Annotated in this window: 13 protein-coding genes; 4 read left to right on the top strand and 9 right to left on the bottom strand. The window is 40.9% G+C overall.

From position 1 onward, the window contains the following. Nucleotides 1-31 precede the first annotated feature (31 nt). Nucleotides 32-883 carry a sugar phosphate isomerase/epimerase family protein gene (locus tag ACH2DQ_RS21835; protein WP_394912916.1) on the top strand — a complete coding sequence of 284 codons (852 nt, stop codon included), beginning with the start codon at nucleotides 32-34 and terminating at the stop codon, nucleotides 881-883. A 24-nt stretch (nucleotides 884-907) separates the two neighbouring features. Here ACH2DQ_RS21835 and ACH2DQ_RS21830 read toward each other — a convergent pair whose 3' ends face one another. From ACH2DQ_RS21830 to dnaA, 9 genes are all read right to left on the bottom strand, one after another. Next, on the bottom strand, nucleotides 908-1837 hold the full coding sequence (locus tag ACH2DQ_RS21830; RefSeq protein ID WP_394912917.1) for a ketose-bisphosphate aldolase: 930 nt from the start codon (nucleotides 1835-1837) through the stop codon (nucleotides 908-910). A 146-nt stretch (nucleotides 1838-1983) separates the two neighbouring features. Beyond that, nucleotides 1984-2715, bottom strand: a complete 732-nt coding sequence (locus ACH2DQ_RS21825; RefSeq protein ID WP_394912918.1) for a type 1 glutamine amidotransferase — start codon at nucleotides 2713-2715, stop codon at nucleotides 1984-1986. Nucleotides 2716-2728: 13 nt separating this feature from the next. Continuing rightward, nucleotides 2729-4063, bottom strand: a complete 1335-nt coding sequence (locus ACH2DQ_RS21820) for a MurT ligase domain-containing protein (RefSeq protein WP_394912919.1) — start codon at nucleotides 4061-4063, stop codon at nucleotides 2729-2731. Between the two features lie 36 nt (nucleotides 4064-4099). Next, a complete protein-coding gene (gene gyrA, locus ACH2DQ_RS21815) occupies nucleotides 4100-6781 on the bottom strand; it encodes a DNA gyrase subunit A (protein WP_394912920.1) in 2682 nt (893 codons plus the stop codon). 13 nt (nucleotides 6782-6794) lie between these two features. Then, on the bottom strand, nucleotides 6795-8720 hold the full coding sequence (gene gyrB / locus ACH2DQ_RS21810; RefSeq protein ID WP_394912921.1) for a DNA topoisomerase (ATP-hydrolyzing) subunit B: 1926 nt from the start codon (nucleotides 8718-8720) through the stop codon (nucleotides 6795-6797). A gap of 39 nt (nucleotides 8721-8759) precedes the next feature. Further along, on the bottom strand, nucleotides 8760-9839 hold the full coding sequence (gene recF / locus ACH2DQ_RS21805; protein WP_394912922.1) for a DNA replication/repair protein RecF: 1080 nt from the start codon (nucleotides 9837-9839) through the stop codon (nucleotides 8760-8762). A gap of 11 nt (nucleotides 9840-9850) precedes the next feature. Further along, nucleotides 9851-10060: an RNA-binding S4 domain-containing protein gene (locus ACH2DQ_RS21800; protein WP_394912923.1), complete on the bottom strand. Its 210-nt coding sequence runs from the start codon at nucleotides 10058-10060 to the stop codon at nucleotides 9851-9853. Between the two features lie 13 nt (nucleotides 10061-10073). Then, the gene (gene dnaN, locus ACH2DQ_RS21795) at nucleotides 10074-11177 is read right to left on the bottom strand and encodes a DNA polymerase III subunit beta (RefSeq protein ID WP_394912924.1); all 1104 of its coding nucleotides are present in this window, start codon (nucleotides 11175-11177) and stop codon (nucleotides 10074-10076) included. 327 nt (nucleotides 11178-11504) lie between these two features. Next, entirely contained in the window at nucleotides 11505-12854 is a 1350-nt protein-coding gene (gene dnaA / locus ACH2DQ_RS21790; protein ID WP_394912925.1) for a chromosomal replication initiator protein DnaA, read from the bottom strand. 599 nt (nucleotides 12855-13453) lie between these two features. On the opposite strand from dnaA, the gene rpmH reads away from it, so the two are divergent. From rpmH to yidD, 3 genes are read left to right on the top strand one after another with little or no spacing between them, the layout of a single operon-like run. Then, nucleotides 13454-13588, top strand: coding sequence for a 50S ribosomal protein L34 (gene rpmH, locus ACH2DQ_RS21785; RefSeq protein WP_027295399.1), 135 nt, complete (start codon nucleotides 13454-13456; stop codon nucleotides 13586-13588). A gap of 53 nt (nucleotides 13589-13641) precedes the next feature. Further along, entirely contained in the window at nucleotides 13642-13998 is a 357-nt protein-coding gene (gene rnpA / locus ACH2DQ_RS21780; RefSeq protein WP_394912926.1) for a ribonuclease P protein component, read from the top strand. Then, nucleotides 13995-14204, top strand: a complete 210-nt coding sequence (gene yidD / locus ACH2DQ_RS21775) for a membrane protein insertion efficiency factor YidD (RefSeq protein WP_395028310.1) — start codon at nucleotides 13995-13997, stop codon at nucleotides 14202-14204. Before rnpA ends, yidD begins: the two co-directional genes overlap by 4 nt. The last annotated feature ends 30 nt before the right edge of the window (nucleotides 14205-14234 follow it).

Genomic DNA, 14234 nt, shown 5'->3' with positions numbered 1-14234 from the left:
TTATGAGATCCAATCAGAAAAGGAGGTTTCTATGAATCAAATCGGCGTTATGCTGGAATCGTTTCACACAGACATTTTATCGTCAATTTCACTTGCTGGAAAATGCGGGGCGGACGGTGTACAGTTTTACGGGGGATCCGGCATATCAGACTGCGACAGACTGAGTACAAGAGAAAAGCTGGACATCTGCAAACATCTGCTAAATTGCGGTTTAACCGTCAGTGCCATATGTGCAGACCTGGGTGGGCATGGATTTGCAAAAGAATCCGATAATCCGGAGCGTATAGAAAAGACCAAAAGAATTATGCAGTGGACCCAAGAACTGGACTGTTCCATAATCACCACGCACTTAGGCGTGATTCCAAATGAAAAAAATAATACCTGGCATACACTTGCAGATGCCTGTAAACGCCTGAATGAACTTGGGGAAACCCATCAGATAAAAATTGCACTGGAAACAGGGTCGGAAACCATTCAAACGTTAAACTCTTTTCTAACAGAAATAAACTGCTCTCATATTGCCATAAACTATGATCCTGCCAACCTGGTCATGGTTACAGGGGATGACCCCTGCACCGGAGTTCTCCGGGTACATGATAAAATCGTGCACGTACATGTAAAGGATGGAATCATGCTGAAACAGGCAGATCCTGCATTTATTTACAATTATTTTGCCGAGGGCGGCATTGAGGACTTCCGGCTAAGCGACTATTTTTTGGAAATGCCGCTGGGTAAAGGTTCCGTAAATATACCAAAATGGATAAAAACATTAAAAAGCGTTTCATATAGTGGTTTTTACACCATAGAAAGAGAGACACATCTGGAGGATTGTTACTCTGAAATATCCGCCTGTGTCTCTCTTGTGAGATCTTTACTGGAATGATTGTTCCATTTATTTAGATACTGCTTATTTATGATACTGCGCCATTACTTCTTTCACTACCTGTTCAATAAGCGCATGAATATCCGGCTTATTGCCATAGACCTGTCCCACGGAGCCGAATAATTCCATTTTATTTCGGACTTCCATCTTCACTGCCTGCACTGCTGCAGGCACCAGGTCTATGATCCCTTTTTCCATATACTCAAATGCACGGAATTCTGCTTCCACAGCTGCAATATTAATATCCGTAAATATATTAACCTTGCTGATACCGCAGTTTATTGCTTTCTTAAAATCTTCATCCTTCAGTCCCGAACCGCCATGCAGTACCAGAGGAACGTCAATGGTATGGGCAATTGTTTTAATACGGTCAAAATCCAGTTTTGGAGGCAGCTTGTAGGCACCGTGTGCCGTTCCTACGGCAATTGCCAGTGCATCTACCCCTGTTTTATCTACAAAGTCTTTTGCCTGTGCCGGATCTGTATAGAATTTACTCGGATCATCCATATGAGAGCTTCCTTCATGAGATCCCTCATTATCTCCCACATGTCCTAATTCCCCTTCAATTGTTGCACCATAAGAGTGGGCAATATCAGCCATCTCTCTTACTTTTTCTATGTTTTCCTCATAACTGTCCGTAGAGCAGTCATACATAATCGAAGAGAACCCCAGATCTAACGCTTTCAGGCAGGCATCTTTTGTCAGTCCATGATCAAAATGAATGACAACCGGCACTTTTGCCTTTTTAGCCATTGGAATTAAAAAATAAGACAACTCTTCCATCGGACCGTAAGGAAGCAAAACCTCTGCGGTCCCCATAATAACCGGAGATTCTGTCTCTTCAGCCGCTGCAATAATCCCCCTGGCCAACTCCAGCGTAACTGCATTGAACAAACCAACTGCATATTTGCCCTTTTTTGCCGGATACAATACATCATTTAAGTTTGCTAACATTTTACCCTCTCCTATTCCTGATGCTGATTACATCAATTTTAAAATATTTTTATTAATTATAGATTAAAAACAACAGAAAGTCAAACAAAAAGTAATAAAACAAAGAAAAAACAGGATTGTTTTCACAATCCTGTCCCAATAGCTATCTATGAATTTCCTCTTTTTGCAAACCTGTTTACAATATACTGATTTGCTTCCAATTCCTGCCGGTCATCCAAAGGCTCAAGCTCCACGTTTTCCCCATATCTGCGTTCCAGTGCCTTGGACAGAAGGTAGTCACAAAGCTGGGGGTTCTTCGGCAGCAGCGGGCCATGCAGGTAGGTTCCGATCACATTTTTGTAGATCACACCTTCATATCCAGTCTCACCATTGTTCCCGGAACCATAAAGCACTTTTCCAAGAGGCTTGTTTTTATTAATAAATGTCCTGCCCCCGTGATTTTCAAATCCCACAATTGGCGTATCGAACAATTCACTTTTTATCACAATATTCTGGATCAGGCGGTCCTTTCCCTGCTCTGTATGCAGGTTTACCAGTCCAAGCCCCTCTATATTGCCGGCATCTGTCATATAATAATTGCCCAGAAGCTGGTATCCGCCGCAAATTGCAATTACTACGCCGTTATCCTCCACATAATTTCTAAAGTCGCCCCGGATGGTTTTCAGCTTTTCACATACCAGCATCTGTTCCCGGTCCGAGCCTCCGCCCAGAAGGACAATGTCCAGCTTGGAAAAGTCAATCTCATCCTCAAGCTGATATTCGATTGTCTCTGCTTCAATTCCACGCCATTCACAGCGCTTCATCATGCATTGGATATTACCTCTGTCCCCATAGAGATTCAACAAATCCGGATATAAATGTCCAATAATGATCTTCATGCTTTCCTCCGCCCTATCCCTGTTCCAGCTTCTTTAAAATATTGTGGGTACTGTAAAGAGCCGTATAATTTACCAGCACATACAGATTGCCTGTCCCGTTTTGGATGCGTTCCTGAATCGCTTTTTCTACATCCGGTTCCAAAACAGACGGTATATCCACGTATTTCAGCCTCAGCCTCATATCCTGGCAGCGGATTCCGCTGACGGTAATGGAATTGACATTTGCATCCTTAAACCGGTCAAAATCCACATCCCAAAGCCAGGAGATATCGATGCCGTCCTGATCATTGTCATTAATCAGAATAATCACATCTTTTTTCGTATCGTCTTCCATCACTGCTGAAATATTCTGGTTAAACCCTGCCGGGTTCTTCGCCAGGTTCAGCATGATATGGGTTCCATTGATCTCAAATTGCTCCATACGGCCATTTTGAGGGTTGAACCTATATAAGACATCATTGAAGTGTTTTAAATCCATTCCTGCGGTTCTGGCGGCCGTATACGCGGCTAAAATATTGTAGATGTTATAGAACCCTCTGTAGTTAGCAGTAATATGCCTGCCCTCCACGTCAAAAGCCAGCTTACCGCCTGCATAGATATTGGAGGCATCAAAATCCGGATCCGGCCGTTTAAAGCCGCAGGAGGGACATTCATAATCTCCCAGCTGGCTATAATGATAAAAGTGGTAAACCAGCTTCTCCCCGCAATTTTTACAGAATCTTCCTTCTCTGATCTCATTGACGCTGGATTCTTCAAATACCTGTTCACTGATACCGTATGTGACATAGGAATTGCCGCTGTCCATTGCCAGATATGCTGACAGAGCGTCATCTGCATTCACAATAACGGTCATGTCCGGTGCCATATGCATGGCCTTCTTTAACAGGTTCATAGTAATATCTATTTCCCCATACCGGTCCAGCTGGTCCCGAAACAGATTAGTGAGCACCATATAATCCGGTTTAAAATGCGGTAAAATCCGTACTGTGGACGCTTCATCAATTTCAATGCAGGCGTAGTCAGCATCCAAATGTCCGTTCATTCCAGCAGACAGTACAAATGCAGAGACTACACCATTTAACATATTTGAGCCCGTATGATTGCAGACTACTTTTTTCTTTTCTGCCTCAATGGCAGAGCAGAGCAGGTTATTGGTTGTAGTTTTCCCATTGGTTCCACAGACAACAAATACTTTTTCCCTTACCTCTCCTGCCAGCTCTGTCAATATCTTAGGATCCAGCCTCAGGGCTATCTGCCCTGCCAGCGTAACTCCCTGTTTTCCGGTCAACCTGCATGCAAATCCAATAAACTTTGCACTCCAGACTGCAAGCAATCTGCGTATATTCATAATGTGCCTCCAATTACCTGAAAAGAGTAATACCGATTACTCGTCCTGCCCATCCTGTAAATCCGTTTCAGAACTGTTATCCAGAGATTCCTGTTCTTCTTTTTCCTTTTCTTCCAGTGCACGCTCTACCAGACTGTCGATGGATGCGTCAGCTGCTTCATTTACTTCTATGGAATCAGCCTCATCTGATGTTTCAGCCTCACCATCGGAAGATTCCTCTTCCAGTAATTCTTCTTCCAGTGATTTTAACATATCTTCTTCCGTCTGATTGGAACTTTCCCTTACTTTTGCAATGCTGGCAACCATAATGTCATTATCCACATCCATGTTAATCAGCCTCACGCCGGAAGTGACACGTCCCAGAACAGAAATATCTCCGCACATCATACGGATTACAATACCTTCCGTACTGATTATCATGATTTCATTTTCTTTATTAACTGCCTTCACACCGATTACATTTCCGGTTTTCTCCATGATTTTATAGCACTTCACGCCTTTACCGCCTCTGTTCTGTGCCGTAAATTCATTCATATGGGTCAGCTTGCCCATTCCTTTTTCGGAAACAATCAGCAGGTATTCACCCTGTGTATTCAACTGCATTCCAATTACTTCATCCCCGTGGGACAGACTCATACCGATTACACCCATAGAGGTTCTTCCGGTGCTTCTTACATCGGTCTCGTGGAAACGGATACACTGTCCGTATTTCGTAACGAGTATGATATCTTTTTCGTTATTGGTTGTCTTAACTTCAATCAGTTCATCTTCTTCACGAAGGCTGATTGCAGCCAGTCCGGTTTTTCTGACATTTGCATAATCCCGAATCGGCGTCTTCTTCACGATACCGTTCTTCGTTGCCATAAACAGGTATCTGCCAGCTTTATATTCCTTAATCGGGATCATAGCCGTAATCTTTTCACCAGGTGATAGCTGCAGAAGGTTTATAATAGCCGTTCCTCTTGCCGTCCTGCTGGATTCCGGAATTTCATAAGCTTTCAGCCTGTATACTTTTCCGGTATTGGTAAAGAACATCAGATAGTGGTGGGTGGAAGTCATCAGCAGATCTTCGATGTAGTCATCATCAATGGTCTGCATTCCCTTAATTCCTTTTCCGCCTCTGTTCTGGCTCTTAAAGTTATCGATTGTCATACGTTTAATATACCCCAGTTTGGTCATTGCTATCACAACGTTTGATCTTGGAATCAAGTCTTCCATGGAGATATCAAATTCGTCAAATCCAATTGAAGTCCTTCTCTCATCTCCAAATTTATCCCGGATGATAATAATTTCCTCACGGATAACGCCAAGCAGGAGGTTTCTGTCCGCCAGAATAGATTTTAAGTAAGTGATCCGTTCCATCAATTCCTTAAATTCATTTTCCAGCTTTTCTCTTTCCAGACCGGTCAGTGCACGCAGCCTCATGTCTACGATTGCCTGTGCCTGTACATCTGACAGTCCAAAACGCTCAATTAATCCTTCTTTTGCAATCTGAGCATTCTTTGATGCACGGATAATACGGATGACCTCATCAATATTGTCAAGAGCAATCAGCAATCCCTGTAAAATATGGGCGCGCTCTTCTGCCTTATTCAATTCATACTGGGTTCTTCTGGTCACAACTTCTTCCTGGTGCTGAATATAATAATGCAGCATCTGAAGAATATTCATAACCTTTGGCTCATTATTGACAAGTGCCAGCATAATAACACCAAACGTATCCTGAAGCTGTGTATGCTTGTATAACTGATTTAACAGCACATTAGCATTCACATCACGGCGAAGCTCAATGTTAATACGCATACCTTCCCGGTTTGATTCATCGGTTATATTCGTGATACCGTCAACTTTTTTATCTCTTACCAGATCCGCTATTTTCTCGATCAGTCTGGCTTTATTAACCATGTAAGGAAGTTCGCTGACAATGATTCTGCTTTTTCCATTGGGCATGGTTTCAATATCCGTAACTGCACGCACACGTATTTTACCACGTCCGGTACGGTAAGCCTCTTCTATTCCCTTTGTACCCAGAATCTGGGCACCGGTAGGAAAGTCAGGACCTTTTACAATTTCCAGAATTTCATCAATTTCCGTATCCCGGCTCTCTTCAATGCGGTTGTCAATCATTTTGATTACTGCATTTACGATCTCTTTCAGATTGTGGGGCGGGATATTGGTAGCCATACCAACGGCAATACCGGAAGTTCCGTTAACCAGAAGGTTGGGATATCTTGCCGGAAGAACCGCAGGTTCTCTCTCTGTCTCGTCAAAGTTGGGTACGAAATCTACTGTGTTTTTATTGATATCAGCCAGCATTTCCATGGAAATCTTGCTGAGACGTGCTTCTGTATAACGCATGGCAGCCGCGCCGTCACCGTCCACAGAACCAAAGTTTCCATGTCCGTCAACCAGCGGATAACGGGTAGACCATTCCTGTGCCATATTAACAAGTGCCCCATAGATAGAGCTGTCACCATGAGGGTGATACTTACCCATGGTATCACCGACAATACGCGCACATTTTCTATGCGGCTTGTCAGGACCATTATTTAATTCGATCATAGAATACAGAACTCTACGCTGAACCGGCTTTAAACCGTCTCTTACATCAGGAAGAGCACGGGCAGCAATAACGCTCATGGCATAGTCGATATAGGATTTCTCCATTGTTTTCTTTAGATCGACTTCGTGTACCTTATCAAAAATATTGTCTTCCAACGACTTTCTCCTCCTAAATGTCCAGATTTTCTACAAACTTAGCATTTTCTTCAATGAATTCACGGCGCGGCTCTACCTGGTCACCCATTAAGGTGGTAAAAGTAAGGTCCAGCTCCGATGATGCTTCTTCATCCATCGTTACACGAAGCAGCACTCTGCTCTCAGGATCCATGGTTGTCTCCCAGAGCTGTTCCGCATCCATCTCTCCAAGACCTTTGTAACGCTGTATCTTATTACTCTGATCTCTTCCGACTTCAGCTAAAATTGTATTCAATTCTTCATCGCTGTAAGCATACCACACTTTTTTGTTTTTCTCCAGCTTATAGAGAGGCGGCTGTGCCAGATACACATGTCCCTCTTTAATTAAATCAGGCATAAAACGATACATAAAGGTCAATAATAACGTACTGATATGGGCGCCGTCAACGTCGGCATCCGTCATAATAATAATCTTATGGTATCTCAGCTTTGATAGATCAAAGTCATCGTGGATACCTGTTCCAAACGCTGTAATCATTGCTTTAATCTCAGCATTTGCATAGATTTTATCCAGTCTCGCCTTTTCCACATTTAATATTTTTCCACGGAGGGGCAGTATCGCCTGGGTGCTTCTGCTTCTGGCTGTCTTAGCTGAACCACCCGCAGAATCTCCCTCAACGATGTATATTTCACAGTTTTTCGGATCCTTATCCGAACAGTCAGCCAGCTTACCTGGAAGAGACATTCCGTCAAGTGCCGATTTTCTTCTGGTCAGATCTCTGGCTTTTCTTGCCGCGTCCCTGGCTCTTTGTGCCATGATTGATTTTTCCAGAATCATCTTTGCAATCTGAGGATGCTGTTCCAGATAAATCATAAGCTGTTCAGAAACCACATTATCAACGGCACCACGCGCCTCACTGTTGCCCAGTTTTTGTTTGGTCTGTCCTTCGAACTGAGGATCCCCAATTTTAATACTGATAATCGCCGTGATACCTTCTCTGATATCTTCCCCAACCAAAGACTCACTTTCTTTAATCAGCTTGTTGGTTCTGGCATAATCGTTAAATGTCTTGGTCAGAGCACTTTTAAACCCGGTCAGATGGGTACCGCCTTCCGGCGTTGTAATGTTATTTACGAAACTGTATGCACCTTCCGTATACCCGTCATTATGCTGCATTGCAACTTCTACGTATACATCGTCTCTGGTACCTTCACAGTAAATAATATCCGGATAGAGCGGATTTTTCCCTTTGTTGAGGTAAGTAACAAACTCCTTAATACCGCCTTCGTAGTGGAATACTTTCTCCACCGGCTCTTCATTTCTCTCATCTCTTAAAATAATTTTTATATTCTTGGTGAGAAATGCCATTTCACGAAGCCGTTGTTTTAAAGTATTAAAATCATAAACTGTTTCTTCGAAGATTTCTTTATCCGGAAGGAAGGTAACCATGGTACCTGTTTTCTCCGGATCACATTCTCCGATCACTTTCAGTTTATAGACAACTTTTCCTCTTTCATAACGCTGTCTGTAGATCTTACCTTCGCTATAGATGGTTACTTCCAGGTTTTCCGACAAAGCATTCACGACAGACGCACCTACCCCGTGAAGACCACCGGATACTTTATAGCCGCCGCCGCCGAATTTACCGCCGGCATGAAGAATCGTAAATACTACTTCTACTGCCGGAAGTCCTGATTTATGATTGATTCCTACCGGGATACCGCGGCCATTATCGATTACCGTTATGGAATTGTCTTTATTAATGGTCACCTGAATTGTGTCGCAGTATCCTGCCAGTGCTTCATCCACTGCATTATCTACAATTTCATACACAAGGTGGTGCAGTCCGCGGATAGATGTACTTCCAATGTACATACCGGGTCTTTTTCTGACTGCTTCCAACCCCTCTAAAATTTGTATTTGATCTGCGCCATATTCTGCATTTAATTCTGTATCCATAAGAATCCTCCTGTTTTCGCTGCTGAGTATTTTCACATGTTATTCATAGACGATACCGTCCACCACATGAAATACTTTATTAATCTTAAATTGATTCTCTATAAAATCATCAATCCCCGTACAGGTGATCAATGTTTGTATATCGTGAATGCTGTCTAACAGATAGTGTTGCCTGTTACTGTCCAGTTCAGACAGGACATCATCCAGCAATAAAATCGGTGTATCTTTGATTTCCTGCTTTACCAGTTCAATTTCAGCCAGCTTCAATGATAAAGCCGCCGTCCTCTGCTGGCCCTGGGAACCAAATTTCCGGATATCCACATCCTGGATTTTAAAACACAGATCATCTCTGTGGGGTCCGGTCATGGTCATCCGCATCTTCAGATCCTTATCCCTGCTTTTCCTAAGCTGTTCTTCAAAGGATTCAGCCGAAACGTTCTTCTCATAATCCACAATTAATTCCTCCCGGTCCCCCGAAAGCTTTTTGTGGATACCTGCAATGATGCCATTAAGCCGTTCAACAAATAACCGGCGTTCCTCAATTACCCTGCAGCCGTATTGAACCATCTGCTGATCCCAGATATCCAGGGTATCCAGGTATTCCGGATGAAACGCAATATCTTTAAGCAGTTTATTTCTCTGATTCACTATTTTATTATAATTTGATAACTGAAACAAATATAATTTATTTAACTGACATAGCTCCATGTCAATAAAACGCCTTCTCTCAGAAGGACCGTTTTTAATAATATTAAGATCCTCCGGTGAGAAAAATACCAGGTTCACAATACCGAAGAGCTCACTGGCTTTCCGGATCGGAATGCCGTTGATGGCAATCCCCTTGGTCCTGTTCTTCTTCAGATGCATGTCAATCTTATAAGCACTTCCGTTTTTGTTCAGCCTCATACGGATATGGGATTCATCTTCATGAAACTGAATAATTTCCCGGTCTTTGCTTCCCTTGTGGGATTTGGTAGTCCCACAGAGATACACTGCTTCTAAAATGTTCGTCTTGCCCTGCGCATTATCACCATAGAAAATATTCGTACCACTATCAAACTTTAATTTTAGGGAATTATAATTTCTAAATTTCTCAAGTTTAATAGATTCAATAATCATGTCAGCACCAACTATTTAACAATTTTTATCGTTTCGCCATCGAAGTCCACTACATCATTTTCATGGAGCTTTTTCCCTCTCTGGTATTCCACTTCGCCATTCACCTTCACCAGTCCGTCCTGGATCACTACTTTTGCAACCACTCCGGAATCTACCAGTCCGGCTGCCTTTAAAGCCTGGCCTAATTTAATATACTCTTCTCTTAACTTAATCGTTTCCATGATGCCCTTTCCTCTATACCGTAAAATTAACCGGAAGAATCAAATAGATATAGGTTTCTTTCTCGTCTTTAATAAAGCAGGGTGCCTTGGGATTCACCAGATACAGAGTCACACTCTCATCATCAATGACACGAAGTGAATCAATTAAGAATCTGGGGTTAAATCCAATGAGAATATCCTTCCCCTCTTTCGTAATATCAATTTCTTCATCCATGGATCCGATCTGGGAATTGATCTTCAATTCCATCGACCCATCGATGATCTGAATGATAATCGGTTTCTTGTCACTTTCCTTTACAAGAAGAGTAGCACGATCGATACAATCAAGCAATTCTTTTTTGTTTATCTCAACCTTAGTTTCGTAATCGCTGGAAAGCATCTGCTCTATGCGGAAGTACTCTCCTTCAATCAGACGGGAAACAACTGTCGTCTGGTCAAACTCAAATACAATATGGTTATTCGTGAAGAACAGGCGTACCTCATCCTCTACTTCTCCTGATAAAATCTTACTCACTTCCGTGAGTGTCTTTCCAGGAACGACAACTTTCTTATGACCGTAAGTATCCTTTAATTCGATTTTCCGAATTGATATTCGATGACCATCTAATGACACAACTTTCAGTTCATTTTCATTGATTTCAAATAATTCCCCGGTCATCATTTTATTATTTTCATTTGCCGCAATCGAAAAAATCGTCTGACGAATTACTTCTTTCAAAGTAAACTGGGACAGGGAGATGGAATCATTTTTTTCTACATATGGAAGATACGAAAAGTCCTCCCCGGATTTTCCGGATATATTAAACTTCGCTTTTTCACAGGTAATGGTGGCCTGTAACTTCGCATCTGTTTCTATCACAATATCATTTTCCGGTAATTTTCGAATAATTTCAGAAAAAATCTTTGCATCCAGGGCAATAATACCTTTATCTAAGATCTCACCGGTCACTTTTGTTTCAATTCCAAGTTCCATATCATTAGAAGTTAACTTAATTTCATTGGTGGAAGCATCGATTAAGATACATTCCAGTATTGGCATTGTTGTTTTAGAAGGAACAGCTTTCATAACAATGTTAACGCTTTTTAATAAATCTGATTTTGAGCAGACAATCTTCATAATGTGGGTAACTCCTTTCGAGCCCGCTATATAATAAATTATTAAGAGAATCAGTAGTCTTAACCTTAGGGGCTGTTAGTTTGTGAATAAGTCTGAAGAGGCCCGTGTGTATAAGCCTCCCGTAAATTAATAAGTATGTGAAAAAGTCTCTGAAATTAAAGTATAAAAATCAGGTTATCAACAGAGCCCCTTAAAAATGATTATTATACACACATTTGAGGCTGGTTTTCAACAAAATCGTGTGGATTGTTTTAAAGGGGGAAAATCTACTGCCAATACCCATATTTTCTATTATGAAATTAAGGTGTGCAAATTGGGTCATGCACCTCAATTTGGATTAATTTTTTTCTTAATGATTTCAACCGTATTACGGACGTTATCGGATTTTGCCATCTCATTGGTGATATTTTTACAACCGTGAATGATGGTGGTATGATCCTTCTTGCCCATGATATTTCCAATGGTTTTCAATGGAGTTTCTGTCATTTCCCGGCAAAGGAACATGGCAATCTGTCGTGGAAATACGATTTCTGAGTTACGTTTGTTGCCTTTTAAGTCTTCCGGACGCAAATGAAAATGCTCCGCAACGATATCAATGATCAGCTCCGGCGTAATTTCTCGGTTTTCATCCGGAGAAATGATATCTTTTAAGGCTTCTTCCGCCAGTCCTACCGTAATTTCACGTTTTTCCAAATTGCTGAAAGCCATTAATTTGTTCAGGGCGCCTTCCAGCTCACGGATATTGGACTTGATATTTGTGGCAATGTATTTAATAACATCATCATCAATCTGATAGCCGTCCAATTCTTCTTTTTTTCGGAGAATCGCCATCCTTGTTTCATAATCCGGCGAGGAAATATCGGCAATCAGGCCCCATTCGAAGCGGGATCTGAGCCTTCCTTCCAGAGTCTGGATTTCTTTCGGCGGTTTATCAGAGGAGATAATAATCTGTTTTTTGGATCCGTGGAGATCATTAAAGGTATGGAAAAATTCTTCCTGTGTAGATTCTTTTCCTATAATAAACTGGATATCGTCGATGAGCAGGACGTCGATATTCCGGTATTTTTCACGAAATTTTGTCATTGCAGTATTATTTCCGTTACGAATGGCTTCGATCAATTCATTTGTAAACGACTCACTTGTTACGTATAATACCTTGGACAGCGGATTTCTTTCTAATATAAAGTGGGCAATAGAGTGCATTAAATGGGTTTTTCCAAGACCAACACCTCCATATATAAAGAGGGGGTTGTACATTTCGCCGGGTGATTCCGCAACTGCCAGTGATGCTGCATGGGCAAAATTGTTATTTCCACCAACTACAAAAGTGTCGAAAGTATATTTAGGATTTAAATTTGCTTTTTCCAAATTTTCATTTAAAGTAGAGGCAGGCGGCATTGATTTCTCTATCGTTTTCGCTTGTTCAGGTAAAATAAATTCAATATTATAATCCAGTCCCGTAATCTCGGCGACCGCTACTTTAATAGGAAGTGTATACTTTTTGCTTATATAATTAAGCCCCATCTGCTCGGATGGAACCAGTATTGTAATCGTGCTGTTTTCTATAATGTGGACCTTTAATGGTTTTATCCAGGTATTAAAGGAAACATCCGATAACTCGTGTTCTAGTTTTACTGTATACAGTATTTCTTCCCATTTTTCTATTATGATGTCCATGTTAACGACTCCTTAAATATATTCTTCCGTTTTTCGCATTGGTAAAAATCCGCTTATTTTCTGGTGTTTATCCAAAAACAATACAAATTTGTACTGTGTGGATGACCCTCAGAAAAACACAACAATAAATGATTGCAGCTAAATGTTATCCACAATCATTCATTTAGAGATAGATTTCCTTATCTAATTCTAAACTAAATTAAGCAATTTAGCAATCAGAATTTTTTGAAATAACACTTTGTGAACATATTTATCCACTTTCATCCAATAATTTCGACAAGGTTGTGAATAACCAAATCCACAAATCCACATAGAAAACAGGCTTTATTTACGGGGGATGTCCTTTAAAATCAAAGTTTTTCACATTTTTGGAAAAAGTTATACACAAGTTATCCCCAATTTGTGGATATCTTTATGTAAACCGTAAAAAATAAGTGTGGAAAACTAAAAAGAGGGTAAAGAATATAAAAAAATAAAGGAATAGCTTGACTTACGGCATATTTATGAATATAATTGAAATGATGTTTTTAAGCATGTAAAATTTAATTTACCAATTATGTTAATAGATATTTGGTTAGATAGAAGGAGGTGCCAGACTCATGAAAATGACATTCCAACCGAAAAAGAGATCCAGAGCTAAGGTTCACGGATTCAGAGCTAGAATGAGCACAGTAGGCGGAAGAAAAGTTATCGCTGCTAGAAGAGCAAAAGGAAGAAAAAAATTATCAGCATAGGCCGCAGATTTGTGGCCTTTTCTTCTCTTTAAATGATTGGTAAAGGATGGCCTATGGTATTTTCAGAATCATTGAAAAAAAACAAAGATTTCCAATATGTATATAGGAAAGGAAAATCTTTTGCGAACAGATATTTAGTAATGTATGTCTTAGAAAATCAGTTATCCGGGAACCGTCTTGGGATTTCGGTCAGTAAAAAAGTTGGCAATAGTGTAGTAAGGCATGGTTTAACCAGATTGCTGAGAGAAAGTTACCGGCTGAATGAATCTGGTTTTACGCCTGGATATGATATTGTGGTAGTTGCGAGGGTAAGCGCCAAAGAAAAAGGTTTTGCCGAGATCCAGAGCGCGCTTTTGCATTTAGGGAAACTTCATAATATATTTCATATAGAAAAGATTGATGGTAAATGAAAAAATTATTAATCGGTTTGATTAAATTATATAGAAAATATTTATCGCCATTAAAAAGCACCCGTTGTCCTTATATACCTACGTGTTCACAGTACGGGTTAGAGGCAATTGAAAAACATGGTGCTGTTAAGGGAACCATCTTGACCTGCTGGAGGATTCTGAGATGTAATCCTTTTTCTAAGGGTGAATATGATCCGGTTCCTTAGAGTGTGTGACTAATTTAGGAGGAAAAAGTC

The organism is Robinsoniella sp. (assembly GCF_034124845.1).
This window is presented reverse-complemented; position numbering and strand designations above follow the sequence as displayed.

Bases quoted from the DNA above. Each gene is read 5' to 3' on its own strand.
- ACH2DQ_RS21835 (WP_394912916.1), top strand. From the start codon at position 32: ATGAATCAAATCGGCGTTATGCTGGAATCGTTTCACACAGACATTTTA.
- ACH2DQ_RS21830 (WP_394912917.1), bottom strand. From the start codon at position 1,837: ATGTTAGCAAACTTAAATGATGTATTGTATCCGGCAAAAAAGGGCAAA.
- ACH2DQ_RS21825 (WP_394912918.1), bottom strand. From the start codon at position 2,715: ATGAAGATCATTATTGGACATTTATATCCGGATTTGTTGAATCTCTAT.
- ACH2DQ_RS21820 (WP_394912919.1), bottom strand. From the start codon at position 4,063: ATGAATATACGCAGATTGCTTGCAGTCTGGAGTGCAAAGTTTATTGGA.
- gyrB (WP_394912921.1), bottom strand. From the start codon at position 8,720: ATGGATACAGAATTAAATGCAGAATATGGCGCAGATCAAATACAAATT.
- recF (WP_394912922.1), bottom strand. From the start codon at position 9,839: ATGATTATTGAATCTATTAAACTTGAGAAATTTAGAAATTATAATTCC.
- ACH2DQ_RS21800 (WP_394912923.1), bottom strand. From the start codon at position 10,060: ATGGAAACGATTAAGTTAAGAGAAGAGTATATTAAATTAGGCCAGGCT.
- dnaN (WP_394912924.1), bottom strand. From the start codon at position 11,177: ATGAAGATTGTCTGCTCAAAATCAGATTTATTAAAAAGCGTTAACATT.
- dnaA (WP_394912925.1), bottom strand. From the start codon at position 12,854: ATGGACATCATAATAGAAAAATGGGAAGAAATACTGTATACAGTAAAA.
- rpmH (WP_027295399.1), top strand. From the start codon at position 13,454: ATGAAAATGACATTCCAACCGAAAAAGAGATCCAGAGCTAAGGTTCAC.
- rnpA (WP_394912926.1), top strand. From the start codon at position 13,642: ATGGTATTTTCAGAATCATTGAAAAAAAACAAAGATTTCCAATATGTA.
- yidD (WP_395028310.1), top strand. From the start codon at position 13,995: ATGAAAAAATTATTAATCGGTTTGATTAAATTATATAGAAAATATTTA.